General features: G+C 64.0%; 16 protein-coding genes. 14 read left to right on the top strand and 2 right to left on the bottom strand.

The window, feature by feature from the left end; translation table 11 throughout:
• The first annotated feature begins 59 nt into the window (after positions 1-59).
• From ABD742_RS04070 to tsaD, 6 genes are all read left to right on the top strand, one after another.
• Entirely contained in the window at positions 60-1,166 is a 1,107-nt protein-coding gene (locus ABD742_RS04070; RefSeq protein ID WP_234749134.1) for a carbohydrate kinase family protein, read from the top strand.
• 72 nt (positions 1,167-1,238) lie between these two features.
• Complete coding sequence (gene alr / locus ABD742_RS04075; RefSeq protein ID WP_234749135.1) at positions 1,239-2,444, top strand: alanine racemase; 1,206 nt, start codon at positions 1,239-1,241, stop codon at positions 2,442-2,444.
• A 26-nt stretch (positions 2,445-2,470) separates the two neighbouring features.
• On the top strand, positions 2,471-3,046 hold the full coding sequence (gene tsaE, locus ABD742_RS04080; protein WP_234749210.1) for a tRNA (adenosine(37)-N6)-threonylcarbamoyltransferase complex ATPase subunit type 1 TsaE: 576 nt from the start codon (positions 2,471-2,473) through the stop codon (positions 3,044-3,046).
• Positions 3,046-3,717, top strand: a complete 672-nt coding sequence (gene tsaB / locus ABD742_RS04085; RefSeq protein ID WP_234749137.1) for a tRNA (adenosine(37)-N6)-threonylcarbamoyltransferase complex dimerization subunit type 1 TsaB — start codon at positions 3,046-3,048, stop codon at positions 3,715-3,717. The genes tsaE and tsaB overlap by 1 nt, the downstream gene beginning before the upstream one ends.
• A gap of 44 nt (positions 3,718-3,761) precedes the next feature.
• Entirely contained in the window at positions 3,762-4,202 is a 441-nt protein-coding gene (gene rimI, locus ABD742_RS04090) for a ribosomal protein S18-alanine N-acetyltransferase (protein ID WP_268818876.1), read from the top strand.
• Entirely contained in the window at positions 4,199-5,299 is a 1,101-nt protein-coding gene (tsaD, locus tag ABD742_RS04095) for a tRNA (adenosine(37)-N6)-threonylcarbamoyltransferase complex transferase subunit TsaD (RefSeq protein ID WP_234749140.1), read from the top strand. Before rimI ends, tsaD begins: the two co-directional genes overlap by 4 nt.
• A 21-nt stretch (positions 5,300-5,320) precedes the next feature.
• On the opposite strand, the gene ABD742_RS04100 is transcribed toward tsaD, so the two are convergent.
• Positions 5,321-6,472: a glutamate--cysteine ligase gene (locus tag ABD742_RS04100; RefSeq protein WP_234749142.1), complete on the bottom strand. Its 1,152-nt coding sequence runs from the start codon at positions 6,470-6,472 to the stop codon at positions 5,321-5,323.
• A gap of 175 nt (positions 6,473-6,647) precedes the next feature.
• Between ABD742_RS04100 and ABD742_RS04105 the strand changes: the two genes are divergently transcribed.
• The 3 genes from ABD742_RS04105 to ABD742_RS04115 all read left to right on the top strand — a co-directional run bounded on the left by ABD742_RS04105 (position 6,648) and on the right by ABD742_RS04115 (position 8,866).
• Complete coding sequence (locus ABD742_RS04105; protein ID WP_234749144.1) at positions 6,648-7,808, top strand: GTP-binding protein; 1,161 nt, start codon at positions 6,648-6,650, stop codon at positions 7,806-7,808.
• Between the two features lie 66 nt (positions 7,809-7,874).
• Positions 7,875-7,997, top strand: a complete 123-nt coding sequence (gene ykgO / locus ABD742_RS04110; RefSeq protein WP_184740519.1) for a type B 50S ribosomal protein L36 — start codon at positions 7,875-7,877, stop codon at positions 7,995-7,997.
• 50 nt (positions 7,998-8,047) lie between these two features.
• Positions 8,048-8,866, top strand: coding sequence for a shikimate 5-dehydrogenase (locus ABD742_RS04115; protein ID WP_234749146.1), 819 nt, complete (start codon positions 8,048-8,050; stop codon positions 8,864-8,866).
• 23 nt (positions 8,867-8,889) lie between these two features.
• Here the strand turns inward: ABD742_RS04115 and ABD742_RS04120 are convergent, their stop codons facing one another.
• Positions 8,890-10,128 (bottom strand): THUMP-like domain-containing protein, encoded by a 1,239-nt coding sequence (locus ABD742_RS04120; protein WP_234749148.1) that lies wholly within the window; start codon positions 10,126-10,128, stop codon positions 8,890-8,892.
• Positions 10,129-10,205: 77 nt separating this feature from the next.
• Here ABD742_RS04120 and ABD742_RS04125 point away from each other — a divergent pair, with 77 nt between their 5' ends.
• The 5 genes from ABD742_RS04125 to guaB all read left to right on the top strand — a co-directional run bounded on the left by ABD742_RS04125 (position 10,206) and on the right by guaB (position 16,853).
• On the top strand, positions 10,206-10,616 hold the full coding sequence (locus ABD742_RS04125) for a hypothetical protein (protein ID WP_234749151.1): 411 nt from the start codon (positions 10,206-10,208) through the stop codon (positions 10,614-10,616).
• A 222-nt stretch (positions 10,617-10,838) separates the two neighbouring features.
• Positions 10,839-11,135: a co-chaperone GroES gene (gene groES, locus ABD742_RS04130; RefSeq protein ID WP_133202308.1), complete on the top strand. Its 297-nt coding sequence runs from the start codon at positions 10,839-10,841 to the stop codon at positions 11,133-11,135.
• Positions 11,136-11,221: 86 nt separating this feature from the next.
• A complete protein-coding gene (gene groL / locus ABD742_RS04135; protein ID WP_234749153.1) occupies positions 11,222-12,832 on the top strand; it encodes a chaperonin GroEL in 1,611 nt (536 codons plus the stop codon).
• Positions 12,833-13,079: 247 nt separating this feature from the next.
• Positions 13,080-15,134, top strand: coding sequence for an acyltransferase family protein (locus ABD742_RS04140; RefSeq protein WP_234749155.1), 2,055 nt, complete (start codon positions 13,080-13,082; stop codon positions 15,132-15,134).
• Between the two features lie 207 nt (positions 15,135-15,341).
• Positions 15,342-16,853 (top strand): IMP dehydrogenase, encoded by a 1,512-nt coding sequence (gene guaB / locus ABD742_RS04145; protein WP_234749157.1) that lies wholly within the window; start codon positions 15,342-15,344, stop codon positions 16,851-16,853.
• The last annotated feature ends 145 nt before the right edge of the window (positions 16,854-16,998 follow it).

The following is a 16,998-nucleotide window of genomic DNA, read 5'->3' on the forward strand; positions in this document are numbered from 1 at the left end:
CGGCCCCGGGACTCCCGCGGTCCTTTGCACAATCGTGGCCGCGGCGTAGTGTGCCGTGCATGGACGCAACGCCCAGGACTGGATTCGACCCCCTCGCCGCTATCCGGGGGGATGCGGGGGAGGACGGGGCCGAGTCAGGCTGCGATCTCCTGCTGACAGGCACCGTGTTCCAGGACATTATCTTTACCGGACTGGACCGCAGCCCTGAACCGGGGACCGAAGTGTGGAGCCAAGGCATGGGGACCTGCCCCGGCGGCGTGGCCAACCAGGCTATCGCGGCTGCCCGGCTTGGGCTGCGGACCAGCCTCGCGGCGGCCTTCGGGGATGACGGATACGGGGACTTCAACTGGCGGATCCTGGAAAGCCAGGAGCACGTGGATCTCTCCCTGTCCAGGCGGTTCGAGGGCTGGCATTCCCCGGTCACCGTCTCCTTGTGCGTGGATCAGGATCGTTCGATGGTCACTCACGGACATCCCTCGCCCATGAGCGCTTCTCAACTGATTGGCGATCCGCCCAAGGCCCTCGCCGCCGTCGCGGATCTCGGCGAGGAGCCAGAACCCTGGATGCTGGCGGCGAGGAAAGCCGGGGTCAAACTCTTTGGCGACGCCGGATGGGATCCGACGGGAGAGTGGTCGTCGAAGCGGCTGGACCAGCTCAGCAATTTCCACGCCTTCATGCCGAACCAACGGGAAGCAATGGCCTTCACCGGCAAGGACAACCCATGGTCTGCGCTCTACACGCTCGCCGACCGGGTTCCGGTGGCTGTAGTGACGTTGGGAGCGCAGGGAGCCATGGCCGTGGATTCCGAAACCGGCGAGGAGGAATGGGTGCCGTCCCTTCCCGTGACGGCGTACGACCCCACAGGAGCGGGCGACTGCTTCGGTGCGGCGTTTGTTGTGGGTTGCCTGGCCGGATGGCCTTTGGGAGACCGGCTCCGTTTTGCCAACCTTTGCGCCTCGCTGGCGGTGCAGGAAGTAGGTGGCTCGCTTGCTGCGCCTGGTTGGGGAGACATCGCCGATTGGTGGCAGCGAGCGAACGCCCGGAGGGAGCGGCAGTCCAGCCAGTGGCTCAAACGGTTCGCTTTCCTCGAGGACATTGTGGCGGATGTCCCGCCCGGGGCCCAACGTCGTGCAACAGCCACGATCGCCCACAACTCGGACGCTTGAGCGGCGCTTACCTCCAATCGACCCGCTCACCCCAGTCAACCCGCACGCCGTCGCGGCACTAGAATCGTGAGGGTGACTTACGAAGCAGCTGCCAGTTTCGAGCCCTCGACGAAAACGGGTTCGGCAACGGTCCTCGAACGATCAGCCGTCATCGACTTGGACGCCATCCGGCACAACGTACGCCAATTCGTGGCTATCGCCTCGCCCGCAACCGTCATGGCCGTCGTGAAGGCCGACGCCTATGGGCACGGTGCGGTGCAGGTGGCGCGGGCAGCCCTTGAAGCCGGCGCCCGATGGCTTGGCGTTGCCCATATTTCGGAGGCTTTGGCGCTGCGCGCTGCTGGAATCGACGCCCCCATGCTCGCCTGGTTGCACACCACCCAAAGCAACTTCCAGGCGGCAGTCGCCGCCGGCGTCGACGTCGGGATATCCGGCTGGGAGCTGGACGCGGTCGTCGCGGCGGCACGCGAACAGGAACGACCGGCCCGCATCCACCTCAAGGTTGATACCGGCCTGGGCCGCAACGGCTCCACCATCGCCCAATGGGACAAATTGGTGGGCCAGGCCATGGAGTACCAGGACGAGGGCCTCCTGCGCGTGGTGGGCATCTTCTCGCACTTGGCCGTGGCCGATGAACCGCACCGTCCCGAGACTGATGAGCAGTTGGCAGCTTTCCGGGAAGCAATTGCCGTGGCCGAGGACGCCGGAGTGGACACCGAGGTCCGGCATCTGGCCAACACGCCCGCCACGCTTTCGCGTCCGGATGCCCATTTCGACCTCGTCCGCGTGGGGCTCGGGCTCTACGGACTGTCCCCTTTCGAAGGACAAAACTCCGCGGAACTTGGTCTCCGCCCCGCCATGACAGTGCGCACCCTCGTTTCCAATTGCAAGCGGGTGCCCGAAGGCCAGGGCGTGTCCTACGGACTCAACTACCGGACGTCCGGTGAGAGCGCCTTGGGCCTGATCCCGCTCGGATACGCCGACGGCGTGCCGCGGGTCGCCACCGGCGGACCGGTCCGGGTCAACGGAGTCAACTACCCCGTTGTGGGCCGGATCGCCATGGACCAGATGGTCATCGACCTTGGGAACGCGGTGACCGACGAAGCCGCCTGGCTGGGCGCCGAAGCCGTCATGTTTGGTGACGGCGCCGACGGCGGCCCGACGGCGGACGACTGGGCCGCCGCCGCGGGAACCAACAACTATGAGATTGTCACCCGCATCAGTCCGCGCGTCCCGCGCATCTACATCAACGAAACCTCGGGGGCGGATGCCCGGTGAGCGGGGCCCCGATTGATAAGACCCCGGTGAGCGAGGCCTTGTGGGAACGGACCGTCAAGGTCGCGACGGCGGAGCAGACGCACGCTTTGGGCTCGGCGCTCGCCGGGGTCCTTGAGCCCGGTGACCTGCTGGTCCTGACAGGCGAACTCGGTGCCGGCAAGACCACTTTCACCCAGGGACTCGGCGAAGGACTGGGCGTCCGTGCCGGCGTCATCTCGCCCACGTTTGTCCTGGTGCGCATCCACCCCAACCTGCCGGACGGACCGCGCCCGGGCGGCCCCGATCTGGTCCACGTTGATGCTTACCGGCTGGCGTCCGCCGCGGAAATCGACGACATCGACCTCGAAAACACGATGGACAACTCCGTGACAGTGGTCGAGTGGGGGCGCGAACGCGTGGAACACCTTTCGGATAGTCGCCTGGACATCGAAATGCACCGGACAATGGGCGGCGCGGAGAGGGCAGTAACCCGCCCGGAAGCAGGCCAGGACGCCGTGCTGGACTTCGACCCGGAGGACGACGACGAACCCCGCGCCATCGTTTTCCGCGGCTTTGGCCCTCGCTGGAGCGCCGTGCCCGAAATACTGGAGGAGAACGCCTGATGCTGATCTTGGCCATTGATACTTCGGCCGTGGCGAGTGCGGCACTCATCTCGGACGATGCCATGGAGGGTGTGGTGGAGTCCTTCGCCACGGAGGACACCCGCAGCCATGCCGAGGTCCTGGCGCCCGGCATTGAGAAGCTTCTGGCCGACGCCGGCGTAAGCGGCGCGGACATCGACCTCATCGTCACCGGTGTTGGCCCTGGGCCGTTTACGGGCCTTCGTTCAGGGATTGCAACCGCCCGCACGTTGGCATTTGCCTGGAACAAACCTCTTTTCGGTCTCATGAGCCTGGACGCGATCGCTTTGGAAGTGGCCGAGTCAACGGAGGCGCAGGCCGAGTTCCTGGTGGCCACGGATGCCCGTCGCAAGGAGGTCTACTGGGCGCGCTACACGCTCAATGATGGCCAGCTACCGCAACTCGTGGACGGTCCGCACGTCGGGTTCGCCTCGGAGTTGCCCGATCTCCCCGTCTTCGGTGCCGGCGGCGGCATCTACGCGGACGTCGTCAACGCGAACGAGGAATTCAGCACCACCCAGCCCGACGCCGCCTCGTTGGGCCAGTTCGCCATGGCCCTCCTGACGGCCGGCGCGGAACTGCCGGATTCCACACCCTTGTATTTGCGGGAATCCGACGCGCAAGTGCCGGGCCCTAGAAAGCGTGCCCTGTGAACCCCTCGTACCAGTTCAAGCTCGACGGCGTGACCTTGCGCGACATGACCGCCGACGACGTCACCGCGGTCGAGGTCTTGGAGCGCCGGCTCTTCCCGGTGGACGCCTGGCCGATGCAGATGTTCTTCGACGAACTTGCCCAGGTTGATACCCGCCGCTACGTAGTGGCCGAAGCCGACGGCCAGATTGTGGCCTACGCCGGGCTCATGTGCATCGAGCCGATCGCGGACGTGCAGACGATCGCCGTCGTGCCCGAATTCGAAGGCAAGGGAATTGGCTCCGCCATCCTCACGGAACTGATCGAAGAATCCCGACGGCGCGGCGCGGTGGAAGTGCTCCTGGAGGTCCGTGCCGACAATCCACGAGCTCAGGCACTGTACGTGCGCTTCGGCTTCGAGCAGATCCACGTCCGTCGGCGCTACTACCGTGACGGCACGGACGCCCTCATCATGAGGCTCACATTGACTGAAGGAACACCGGCATGAACCACCCCGCCACCATCCGGCCGCTCGTGCTGGGGATCGAGTCCTCCTGCGACGAAACCGGCGTCGGGATTGTCCGGGGCACCACCCTGCTGACCAACACGGTGTCCTCTTCGATGGATGAGCATGTCCGTTTTGGCGGCGTCATTCCGGAGATCGCTTCGCGTGCGCACCTGGACGCTTTTGTTCCCACGCTGCAGGAGGCCCTGCACGAGGCCGGGGTGGCTTTGGACGATATCGACGCCATTGCCGTGACCTCCGGGCCCGGCTTGGCGGGGGCGCTCATGGTGGGTGTCTGTGCGGCCAAAGCCCTCTCTGTTGCCACGGGCAAGCCGCTCTACGCGATCAACCACTTGGTGGCGCATGTCGGCGTCGGGCTCCTTGACGGCGCCACCGGGGGAGCCGTTCCGGGCGGTCGGCTGCCGGAAAATCTCGGTGCGTTGCTGGTTTCCGGCGGGCATACGGAAATCCTGCGCATCCGCAGCATCACCGACGACGTCGAGATGCTCGGTTCCACGATCGACGACGCCGCAGGGGAGGCCTACGACAAAGTTGCGAGGCTTCTGGGCCTTGGCTACCCGGGCGGACCGGCCATCGACAAACTCGCCAAGCAAGGCAACGCCAAGGCCATCCGCTTCCCGCGCGGCCTGACGCAACCCAAGTACATGGGAACCGCGGAGGAGCCGGGACCGCATCGCTACGATTGGTCCTTCAGCGGCCTCAAGACCGCCGTCGCGCGCTGCGTTGAACAGTTCGAAGCGCGCGGTGAGGACGTTCCCGTTGCCGATATCGCCGCTGCATTCCAGGAAGCGGTGGTGGACGTCATAACGTCCAAGGCTGTGCTGGCCTGCAAGGAGAACGGCATCACGGACCTCCTGCTGGGCGGCGGCGTTGCAGCCAACTCCCGGCTCCGTGAGCTGACCGGGCAGCGCTGCGATGCGGCGGGTATCACCCTGCATGTGCCGCCGCTGGCGCTGTGCACCGACAATGGTGCCATGGTCGCTGCCTTGGGCTCGCAGCTCATCATGGCGGGTATCGGTCCCAGCGGCGTCGCGTTCGCTCCGGATTCGTCCCTGCCGGTGACCACGGTTTCGGTGTAGGCGCGGGAACCCGGCCGGAGGCTATGCGGTCGGGACGGACCGCATCTGCTGCACGAGATCCTGGACGACCGCGTGAAGATCGCCGTCGTGCTGGGCCGCGACGCGGCGCTGGCGCTGGTAGCCTGCTCCGCGGGCGATGATCTTTTCGACGTCGGCCAGTTCCGCCGAGCAACCCAGCTTCTCGGCGACAGGCGCCAGGCGCAGCAGCGTTTCCTTCAAGTGCTCAGTGACGAGCTGCTCGTTGCCCTCGGCGTCGAGGATGATGATCGCTTCCATGCCGTAACGGGCGGCGCGCCACTTGTTTTCCTGGATATGCCACGGCGGCATGGTCGGAATGCTGCCGCCGTTGTCCAGGATCGTGGAGAACTCGTCCACCAGGCACTGGGTCAGGGCTGCAACAGCGCCGACTTCTTCGAGGGTGGCCAGGCCGTCGCAAATGCGCATCTCGATGGTGCCCAAGTTCGGCACGGGACGGATGTCCCAGCGAATTTCAGACAGGGTGTCGATCACTCCAGTAGTGAACATGTCCTGGACATAGGACTCGTATTCGGCCCAGCTGGGGAACTGGAAAGGCAGTCCGGCCGTGGGCAGTTGCTGGAACATGAGGGCGCGTTGTGACGCATAGCCAGTGTCTTCGCCGCCCCAGAACGGGCTCGAAGCGGACAATGCCTGGAAATGGGGGAAGTAGTTGACCAGGCCATCGAGGATGGGGAGCGCCTTGTCCCTTCGGTCCAGGCCGACGTGGACGTGGACTCCGTAGATGACCATTTGCCGTCCCCACCATTGGGTGCGGTCGATCAGCTTGGCATAGCGTGCTTTGTCCGAGACGGGCTGAAGCTGCGGCGGGCTGAAAGGATGGCTTCCGGCGCAGAAAAGCTCGACACCCATGGGGTCGGTGACTTCCCTGACCGCCTGAAGGGAGCGGGCGAGGTCTTCCTTGGCTTCCTTGACGGTGTTGCACACGCCTGTGACAAGTTCCACGGTGTTCAGGAGCAATTCCCGCTTGATGTGCGGATGCTCGTCGTCTTCGTTCAAGTCCGGATGCCGCGATGCCACGCCCCGCAGGACCTCATTCGCCACCGAGACCAATTCGCCGGTGCGTGCGTTGACGAGCGCGAGCTCCCATTCCACCCCCAGGGTCGACTGCCTGGATGAAGCGAAATCAATCTGCACGTGGGTCCCCTCGGTATTTGCCAAAAACGCCCTGAGCAATGCCCGCCGTGGGGCCGTCAGCGGTTGGCTCAAGTCTAATGCAGGGGCGGTACGGTACCGCATGATGGGTACCGCGAGGTAAAACAGGAAAACGAATCGGCTTGCTAATGAGAATGATTTGCATCTAAGATGAAGCATGCATCTTTCTGTTGTCAGCTCACTGGACAGCCAATGCCGCGAAGCAGCCACCACCAGGCTTGGGCGGACCCACCGCGATTCGGTCGTGGTCCTGCACGACCTCCTGGACGGCTCCATCGTCCTGCGAAGGATCTTCCGCAATGGCGAACTGGTAGAACAGGGGCAAACCACTTTGGAACACGGTTGCCTCAGCTGCACGGTCCGCCTCGATGTTGTCCCGACGGCGGAACGCCTCGCGTCCTCCGGCCATGACCACATCGTCCTGGGCCTGCCGCCCGGTGTCTCCGTGGACATGGCGGTGGCGGAACTCAAGCGCGGCCTGGAACGGCCCGCCGTCATCGACAACGCCGTGTTGGCGATCGATCCCTCCGGACTGGAAGACCACATCTGGGACAAGCACACGCTGTATGAATCCGGCTTCACGGCCATGCCCGACGATGAGCGCACCAGCGGAGAATTTTTCATCGGGGAATTGGGCCACGCGGATACCGTCATGGTGCACGCCGGTCTTGGGGCGGAGCTGGCAGGCTTGCGCCCGGACTCGAGCGAGGCCTGGGCCCAAGGGTTGGAACTACTCGGGCAGCTTGCGCCGCACGCCGCCATTTCCGCGAGCGACGACGACTTCCGCCCCGGCTGCTACGACGGCGCCGAGGCTCTCGCCAGGGTTCGCCGTGGTTCCGTGAGGGTTCCGCTCGAGGAGGAGTCGGGGAGTTTCCGGACCGTGCTCCACAAGGTGGAGCGTCCGCTTCATCCAGGACGCTTCCAGGAGGCGCTACCCAAGTTGGCCGAGGGATGCCACTGGATGCGGGGCCGCTTGTGGATTGCCTCCGCGGCCAAGGTCCGGATCGCGGTGCAGGGAATCGGGCCGCGCGTCTGGCTCGAGAGCACCGGCGAGTGGCTCGCGGACGCCGGCACCGGCCCTGTCCCCGACGGCAAAGGCCTGCAGCACGGAAAGGGATTCCCCGACGTCGACGCCGCCCTTGACTGGCATCCCCGCTTCGGCGACCGGGGCACCGTGCTGGCCGTGACCGGACGAGGGGAAGACCTCGACGCCGCCGAAATCCGGGCACTCCTGGACGGATGCGCGCTGAGCGAAGCGGAGATGCGGCTCGGCTTCGCCGGACTCGACGACCCTTTTGAACTCGAATCCACCCTTTAGCCGAGCTTCAGCCTCGGTGGAACAAAACCGCAATCAAACAAGTCAAAACCCCAGAAGGAGAACCCCATGAAAGTCAGGAATTCGCTGCGTGCCCTCAAGAAGATCCCCGGCGCGCAAGTTGTCCGCCGGCGCGGACGCACCTTTGTCATCAACAAGCTGAATCCGCGCTTCAAGGCGCGCCAAGGCTAGCTCCCCGTCTAGGCTGGGCAGAGAACCCGCTACGCGAAGGAAGCCCCGTTATGCCGATCCTCAATAAAGACATGACGCTCTGTATTTCTCTCTCTGCCCGGCCGAGCAACAACGGAACGCGTTTCCACAACTTCCTCTACGAGGCGCTTGGCCTGAACTGGATCTACAAGGCCTTCGCTCCCACCGACCTCCCGAACGCGATCGCCGGCGTGCGCGGCCTCGGCATCCGCGGCTGCGCCGTCTCGATGCCCTACAAGGAAGACGTCATCGCCCTCGTCGACCGCATGGACGCTTCGGCCGCCGCTATCGACTCGGTCAACACGATCGTGAACGACGCCGGCGTACTGACGGCCTACAACACGGACTACACCGCGATCGCCCAGTTGATCGAGCGCAACGCGATCGACCCGGCGTCGTCCGTGTTGCTCCGCGGTTCCGGCGGCATGGCCAAGGCCACCGCGGCTGCGTTCCGGGACGCCGGATTCTCCCGCGTCACCGTGGTTGCCCGGAATGAAAAGCTCGGGCAAGCCCTCGCGGGGCTCTATGGCTTCGGCTGGCAAGCCGAAGTAGGGGAGTCGACGGCGGACGTGCTCGTCAACGTGACCCCGATCGGCATGGCCGGCGGACCTGACTCCGGCTCACTGTCCTTCCCCGAAGCGGCGGTGGCGGCCGCGCAGGTAGTGTTCGACGTCGTCGCCCTCCCTGCAGAGACGCCGCTCATCAAGGCCGGCCGTGCGGCAGGAAAGACCGTGATCAGCGGCGCTGAAGTGGCCACGATCCAGGCACTCGAACAGTTCGTGCTCTACACGGGCATCACGCCGACACCGGAACAAGTGGCCGCGGCTGAGGAGTTCACGCGCTCCCAATAGGGCGCCGCGGGTCAGAGACCAGCTCAGGCAGCCGCTACGGGCTCCACCACAACAGCGACCTTTTCCTCGCCGATCCTGGTGAGGACCAGGGTGGCTGTTTTGTTGCCGCGGGATTTTGCCGAGTTCTTTCCGGCCGGCAGCAATTGTTTCCGCAGCTCTTCGGGGGTGACGGAGGTGCCGCGCTTCTTGATGTCCAGGACACCGACGCCGTTGGCATTCACCCAGGCCTTGAGGGCTTTGACGTTCAGCGGCATGACTTCCAGGACTTTGTAGGCACGGGCGAAGGGGGTCTCCACCAGTTCCGGAGCGCAAATATAGGCAATGTGTTGGTCTACAAGGTGGCCGCCCAGCCGGAGCGCGATGTCGGCCACCAGGCCCGCACGGATCACCGCGCCGTCCGGTTCGTACAGGTATCCCTCCACGGGCCCGACGTCGGGCACCGGGCCGCCGTCGAAATCTTCGCCGCTGGTGATCTCTGCTGCCCCCTGCGGCCCGAGCACCAGGGCGGCGCGGCGGATGCCGGGGCGGGCGACGTCGTTGAACCACAGCGTTACTTCCGTAACGTCCCCTCCCACCGAAACCCACTGTGCCTCGCAGCCGGCCGGAACCGATTCGTGTGGCATCCCCGGGCCCATCTTGACCCCGACGGACTTGCCGGTAGCGGCCAGCGATTCAACGAAGGACAACGGCGGCGAGAACGCCTCGGGGTCCCAGATCCTTTTGGTTCCCGACGACGACGTCGTGCGGCGCGCCGGATCGAGCCACACGCCGTCGACGCCGTCGAGGGGCATCGCCGTGGCGTCGGAGTGCACCACCGTTGCGCGCGGGAAAGACATGAGGTTGATGGTGGCGCAGGCGGCGGTGGTCTCGTCGAGTTCCACGGCGGTGACCTTGATGTCCATGGACGCCATGGCCATGGAGTCGGCTCCAAGCCCGCAGCCCAGGTCCGCGACGTGCTGCGTGCCCGCCTTGGCGAAGCGTTCGGCATGCCTGGCTGCAACATTGAGCCGGGTGGCCTGTTCCAGGCCGGCCTGGGTGAAGAGCATCTGCCGGGCGAATTCGCCGAACTTGGCCTCGGCCCGGGTGCGGAGCCTGGACTGGGTGAGGACGGCGGCAACGAGTGCGGGGGAGTGGCCGTCTTTGCGCAGGCGCGCATTCAGGGCGAAGGCTTCGCCATCGCGGTACGGTCCCAAGGACGCCAGCAGTTCCCAACCTTCCGTTGTCAGCAAGGGGGCAATCTGGTCCGGGGATGTGTCAGCCATGGGAACTAGCCTAGTGCTCGCCCGTCATACGGGGTCGGGAGGGATCCGGGACCCCTCGGGCCGATAGGGTTGATGCCATGGAAGACAACCCAGTACGCCAGCCCGACGACGCCAATGGTTCTCCCTCTGCCCCGGATAAACGTCAATTCGCCGGAAATCTCTCCAAGTATGCCCGTCCTGCGCTCATCGTGGGTGCTTTGATTGCCGTTGTCTGCATCGCGCTGTTGATCATTATTTTCTTCCTAGACTCTTTCAACGCGGCCACCTACTCGATGACCGGTAATAGCGTCCAGGACGCCACGGATGAGGCCCGGGACATCCGTGACACCTACACCGGCGCCCGCATCGGAGCGATCGTCGGGCTGGCGGTGTTCGGCGTCGTCGCGCTCGCAAGCGGCGTCGTGCTCTACCTGAACCGCGGAACCGCACCGAAGGAAGAGTACGACGACGGCGAGGACGTTGACTTCGACGACCTCGCCGGGCAATGAGCGTGTGAGCCGGAAGCGCCCTTTGGACGTTCACCCGTGACGGAATTCTGGCACTCGCCTTGACCGAGTGCTAATGCTTACATAGAGTCTTGATTAGCACTCTCCCTAGGCGGGTGCTAATCATGCCGCCAGGCACTTACCGGCACCGCGACGACGGTAAGCCCGCCACGGCACCCCTGGTTTGATAGTCCATGTACTACCTCACGTAAAGGAGAGATCCGAGTGTCGGTCTCCATTAAGCCTCTCGAGGATCGCATTGTTGTCCGCCCGCTCGAAGCAGAGCAGACCACGGCTTCCGGCCTGGTCATCCCGGACACTGCACAGGAAAAGCCGCAGGAAGGCGAAGTTGTCGCAGTTGGCCCCGGCCGCTTCGATGACAACGGCAACCGCGTACCCGTCGACGTAACCGTTGGCGACGTCGTCATCTACTCCAAGTACGGCGGAACTGAAGTCAAGACCGGCGGCAGCGAATACCTCGTTCTGTCCGCCCGCGACGTTCTGGCAATCGTCGTTAAGTAATTCCCTGGATCCCGCATCGCAGATCGAGTCGGACGTCTTCCGGTCGAATCAGCGGTGCGGGTTTTCCGTCTTGAAAGGACACAACCATGGCAAAGCAGCTTGCGTTTAACGACGCTGCCCGTCGCTCGCTCGAAGCAGGCATTGACAAGCTCGCCAACACCGTCAAGGTCACCCTTGGCCCGCGCGGGCGCAACGTCGTTCTGGACAAGAAGTGGGGAGCTCCCACCATCACCAACGACGGCGTGACGATCGCCCGCGAAGTCGAACTCGACGACCCGTATGAGAACCTTGGCGCGCAGCTGGCCAAGGAAGTCGCCACCAAGACCAATGACGTCGCAGGCGACGGCACCACCACGGCCACCGTGCTGGCACAGGCACTCGTCAAGGAGGGCCTGCGCAACGTTGCCGCCGGAGCCGCCCCTGGCGAAATCAAGCGCGGCATCGAAGTTTCGGTCCAGGCCGTGGCTGCCCGCCTCCTGGAAAACGCCCGCGAAGTAGAAGGCACCCAGGTTGCCAGCGTTGCCGCGATCTCCGCCCAGAGCGATGAGGTTGGCGAGCTCCTCGCCGAGGCCTTCGGCAAGGTCGGCAAGGATGGTGTCATCACCATCGAAGAGTCTTCCACCACACAGACCGAACTGGTCCTCACCGAGGGCATGCAGTTCGACAAGGGCTACCTGTCCCCGTACTTCGTCACTGACGCGGAACGCCAGGAAGCTGTTCTGGAAGACGCGCTCATCCTGATCAACCAGGGCAAGATCTCCTCGCTGCAGGAATTCCTGCCGCTCCTCGAGAAGGCCCTGCAGGCAGCCAAGCCGCTCTTCATCATTGCTGAGGACATCGACGGCGAGGCACTGTCCACGCTGATCGTGAACCGTATCCGTGGCACCCTGAACGTCGTTGCCGTCAAGGCTCCGGGCTTCGGCGACCGCCGCAAGGCCATGCTGCAGGACATTGCCACACTGACCGGCGCACAGGTTGTCTCCCCGGAGCTCGGCCTGTCCCTGGACCAGGTTGGCCTCGAGGTCCTCGGCAGTGCCCGCCGGATCACCGTCACCAAGGACAACACCACCATCGTTGACGGCGCTGGTACGGCTGAGGACGTCGCAGCACGCGTCGCCCAGATCCGTGCCGAGCTGACCCGCACCGACTCCGACTGGGACCGGGAAAAACTGCAGGAACGGCTCGCAAAGCTGGCAGGCGGCATCGGCGTCATCAAGGTCGGCGCAGCCACCGAGGTCGAGCTCAAGGAAAAGAAGCACCGTATCGAGGACGCAGTTTCCTCGACGCGTGCTGCCCTTGAAGAAGGCATCGTCTCCGGCGGTGGATCCGCCCTCATCCACGCCCTCAAGGCACTGGACGAGGACGCCGCCGTCAAGGCACTGGAAGGCGACGCGGCTGCCGCCGTCGGCATCGTCCGCCGCGCCCTGACCCAGCCCCTTCGCTGGATCGCCCAGAACGCCGGCTTCGACGGCTACGTCGTCGTAGCCAAGGTTGCCGAGCTGGAAGACAACCACGGCTTCAACGCGAAGTCCGGTGTGTACGAGGACCTGATCGCCGCTGGCGTGATCGACCCCGTCAAGGTCACCCGCTCCGCGCTCCAGAATGCCGCGTCCATCGCAGCCTTGGTTCTCACCACCGAGACCCTGGTTGTCGAGAAGCCGGCCGAGGAAGACGAGCACGCAGGCCACAGCCACTAATATTGGTTGCTCGATGCGCGAGGCCCGGTCCCCTTTGGGGGCCGGGCCTCCTGCATGTGGGGGTGCGGGATGACGACCAGAGGCCGGTAAGACGGCATGGAGGATTGACCCAGACAACGTTCCGGAACCTCCCAGCCGCTTGTGTCCTAATGGATCGTAGGAAGTTGGTTGAACGCGGTCTCAATTGACGACGAACATTTCGAATCAGTAGGGTAGACGGTTTGAGTAGCACCCTGGAGGCAAGACTTTGACAACCACGCGCCCGATTGCGCTTCGGCGAACTAGCGGCGAGACGCAGAATTCGGCACCTAAATCGACGTTCCGTCCTGAAATCCAGGGACTTCGATCTGTTGCCGTCCTCATGGTTGTCACGTACCACATCTGGTTTGGCCGGGTCTCCGGCGGGGTGGATGTCTTCCTCCTGGTCTCGGCATTCCTCATGACGGCGCAGTTCACGAGACGGTATGCCGGCGGGCGGCAAACAGAACTGATCAAGCACTATCTTCATCACTTCCGGAGGCTCTTGCCCGGAGCCGTCACGGTGATTGTTGGAACGCTGGCCGCCACCTACCTCTTCATGCCGGCCACCCGCTGGGTCGATACCATCAAGCAGGGCTGGGCTTCACTTTTCTACGTTGAGAACTTCCTGCTGCAGTCGCAGGCCGTCAACTACTACGCTGCGGACCACAGCCTGGCCAGCCCGTTACAGCAATTCTGGTCGCTGTCCATTCAAGGACAAGTCTTCATTGTCTGGCCGATCATCTTTGTGGGAGCAGGCTGGGCGGCGAGAAGGTTCAGGCTCGCGTACGTTCCCCTCCTGCGTTACATCTTCGGAATAATCTTCCTGGTTTCCCTGGTGTACTCGGTCGTTTATACCGCTACGGACCAATCGGCGGAGTACTTCTCGACGGCGGCCAGGCTTTGGGAATTTGCCCTTGGAACTCTTCTGGCCCTCTTCCTGCCTTCGCTCAAAATACCCAGGTCGGCCAGGATCGTCCTTGGCTGGATCGGCGTCCTGGCGATGCTTAGCTGCGGGCTCATTCTCGACGTCGAGGGCGTCTTCCCCGGGTGGTTGGCTTTGTGGCCCACCCTGGCCGCCGCCTGTGTGCTCGCAGCGGGCCAGACCCAGAGTCGATTCGGAATCGACCGGATCCTCAGTTCCAAGCCGCTCGTGCGGATGGGGAACAATTCGTACGCCCTCTACCTTTGGCACTGGCCCATGTTGGTCATCTATTTGGCTTGGTCCGGCAAGACCCACGCTGGCTGGTTGTCCGGCACGGTGATTATTATTGGTGCCTTCCTTTTGGCTGTTCTGACCACGAGGTTCATCGAGAAGCCGTTGCGGGAGTGGAAGTGGCCCGAGGCCAACCGGCGCAGAAGCGTGATTTCGCTGGTTGCGGTAGGGACCGTGGCTATTCTGCCGCTGGCGGGTTGGCCCCTGCAGATCGAGCAGACAAACCGCGCGCTGGTCGCAAACATGGATGCCCGCAACCCCGGAGCGGCCGCCGTCGGCGGGGACTTCGTGTACACCCCCGATCCGGGGGTGCCCTTGGTTCCAAGCATGACCGCAGTTGATGGTGACTGGCCGGTTTTCCCGACTCCCTGCACGGGGACGGCGGACCCGCAGGAATTCGTCAACCGATGCACCAACGGGATCAAGAACGGGACGAAAAGCGTGGTGGTCATAGGTAGTTCGCACGCACACGTGCTGAACACGCCGCTGCTTACGATGGCCGCAAAGAACAATTGGAGCCTGACGTCCATCACGAAGGGATATTGCCCGCTTGGCGAGGACACTGCGGCGGACATTACGCAGGCTTGCGTTGACTTCAACAAGGCCACGCTCGCAGAGGTCCTGAAGATGAAGCCGGATGTTGTGGTGACAACGAGTACGCGAACCAATGCGCAGAGCAACGTCCCCGAGCGGCTCGATCCCTCTTGGGTCACGGAGGTAAAGACGCTTAACGACGCCGGAATCCAAGTGGTTGCCTTCCGCGACACTCCACGCGCAGCCCAGCCAGTTCCGGCCTGCCTGGAGAAGAACCCGGGAGCATATGTTGCCTGCGGTTCCCAGCGTGCCGAAATCTACTCCGAAGATTCCCCGACGGGGGCGGTGGCCGCGGGAATGCCCGACACGAAATTCCTGGACCTTTCGAAGTATTTCTGCCCCGATGCGAATTGTCCGGCAGTGATCGGCAACGTGATGGTCTACAAGGACGACAACCACGTGACCGCCACATACATGAAGACCTTGACCCCATACTTTGAGAAGGCGTTCATGGCCGCGACCGGGTGGAGCTAGGCCGCCGGAGCTGAGCAGCCGGGTTGCTCGTAGGCGGGTGCCGGGTGCTGTTGCTCACATTGCCCTCGCGGAATATGGGGATCGGCGGCGAGGTTCTACTATTTATTCAGAACCTTTCTGCACAGGCCAGTCCCGTAATGACGGGCTGGTCATCAGCTGCAACCCCTACCAGAGCAACCCCCAAGAACCAAGGTAAGAGGCGCACTCATGACCCAGCCCGAACACGATCCCTTTGGCTTTGTCGGCCTGACCTACGACGACGTGCTGCTGCTGCCGGGCCACACCAACGTCATTCCGTCAGAAGCTGATACTTCCTCCCGGATCTCCAAGCGGATTTCGGTCCAGACGCCGTTGCTGTCAGCCGCCATGGACACCGTCACCGAGTCCCGCATGGCCATCGCCATGGCCCGTCAGGGCGGCCTTGGCGTGATCCACCGCAACTTGTCGATCGAAGACCAGGCCGACCACGTCGACCGCGTCAAGCGCTCCGAGTCCGGGATGATCACCAACCCGCTGACCATCCACCCGGAAGCCACCCTTCAGGAACTGGACGAACTGTGTTCCCGTTACCGGGTTTCCGGCCTCCCTGTCATCGACCCGGACGGCCGTCTGCTGGGTATTGTCACCAACCGCGACACCCGCTTCGTACCGGAGTCCGACTTCGCGCTGCGGCTGGTCAGCGACGTCATGACCAAGATGCCGCTCATCACGGGCCACGTCGGCATCAGCCGCGAAGAAGCCTCGCACAAGCTGGCCACCAACAAGATCGAGAAGCTGCCCCTCGTTGACGAGCAGGGACGCCTCAAAGGCCTTATCACCACGAAGGACTTCACCAAAGCGGAGCAGTACCCGCTCGCGACGAAGGACGAGGAAGGCCGTCTCCGCGTCGGCGCCGCCATCGGGTTCTTCGGCGATGGCTGGGAACGGGCCATGACCCTGATCGACGCCGGTGTCGACGCGCTCTTCGTGGACACCGCCAACGGCCACTCGCAGGGTGTCCTGGACCTGATCACGCGCCTGAAGTCCGACCCAGTTGCCGCGCACGTTGACATCATCGGTGGCCAGGCTGCCACTCGTGAAGGCGCCCAGGCACTGATCGACGCTGGCGCCGACGGCATCAAGGTGGGCGTGGGCCCGGGCTCCATTTGCACCACGCGCGTTGTTGCCGGTGTAGGCGTTCCCCAGATCACGGCCATCTACGAGTCCTCGAAGGCCGCTATCCCTGCCGGTGTTCCGCTGATCGCCGACGGCGGTCTGCAGTACTCGGGCGATATCGGCAAGGCCCTCGTGGCCGGTGCCGACACGGTCATGCTCGGCTCTTTGCTGGCTGGCTGCGACGAGTCGCCGGGTGAGCTGATCTTCGTGAACGGCAAGCAGTTCAAGAGCTACCGCGGCATGGGTTCCCTGGGTGCCATGCAGTCCCGTGGCAAGAACACGTCCTACTCGAAGGACCGCTATTTCCAGGCGGACGTTTCCGGCGATGACAAGCTCATCCCGGAAGGCATCGAAGGCCGCGTCGCCTACCGCGGCCCGCTGTCCTCAGTGGCATACCAGCTGGTCGGCGGCCTGCGCCAGACCATGTTCTACACGGGTGCACCGACCATCGCCGAGCTCAAAGCACGCGGCAAGTTTGTGCGCATCACCGCGGCCGGGCTGAAGGAGTCCCACCCGCACGATATCCAGATGACCGTCGAGGCCCCGAACTACGGTTCCCGCTAGGCGTAATTCCTGTCACAGGCAGTTTCAAGTGAGCCCGCCACCTCCCAGATGGAGGTGGCGGGCTCGCCTATTTACGAGGTATCGCCCGTTGTCATGCTGTACGTCACTCTGCCGGTACATCGCGCCGCACTGGGATAACCTAGAG

It is taken from the genome of Arthrobacter ramosus, from assembly GCF_039535095.1.
GTDB classification, from domain to species: Bacteria; Actinomycetota; Actinomycetes; order Actinomycetales; family Micrococcaceae; genus Arthrobacter; species Arthrobacter ramosus.

Excerpts from the sequence above, each read along its gene's own strand:
- ABD742_RS04070 (WP_234749134.1), top strand. The coding sequence starts at position 60 with ATGGACGCAACGCCCAGGACTGGATTCGACCCCCTCGCCGCTATCCGG.
- tsaB (WP_234749137.1), top strand. The coding sequence starts at position 3,046 with ATGCTGATCTTGGCCATTGATACTTCGGCCGTGGCGAGTGCGGCACTC.
- rimI (WP_268818876.1), top strand. The coding sequence starts at position 3,762 with ATGACCGCCGACGACGTCACCGCGGTCGAGGTCTTGGAGCGCCGGCTC.
- tsaD (WP_234749140.1), top strand. The coding sequence starts at position 4,199 with ATGAACCACCCCGCCACCATCCGGCCGCTCGTGCTGGGGATCGAGTCC.
- ABD742_RS04105 (WP_234749144.1), top strand. The coding sequence starts at position 6,648 with ATGCATCTTTCTGTTGTCAGCTCACTGGACAGCCAATGCCGCGAAGCA.
- ykgO (WP_184740519.1), top strand. The coding sequence starts at position 7,875 with ATGAAAGTCAGGAATTCGCTGCGTGCCCTCAAGAAGATCCCCGGCGCG.
- ABD742_RS04115 (WP_234749146.1), top strand. The coding sequence starts at position 8,048 with ATGCCGATCCTCAATAAAGACATGACGCTCTGTATTTCTCTCTCTGCC.
- ABD742_RS04120 (WP_234749148.1), bottom strand. The coding sequence starts at position 10,128 with ATGGCTGACACATCCCCGGACCAGATTGCCCCCTTGCTGACAACGGAA.
- ABD742_RS04125 (WP_234749151.1), top strand. The coding sequence starts at position 10,206 with ATGGAAGACAACCCAGTACGCCAGCCCGACGACGCCAATGGTTCTCCC.
- groL (WP_234749153.1), top strand. The coding sequence starts at position 11,222 with ATGGCAAAGCAGCTTGCGTTTAACGACGCTGCCCGTCGCTCGCTCGAA.
- guaB (WP_234749157.1), top strand. The coding sequence starts at position 15,342 with ATGACCCAGCCCGAACACGATCCCTTTGGCTTTGTCGGCCTGACCTAC.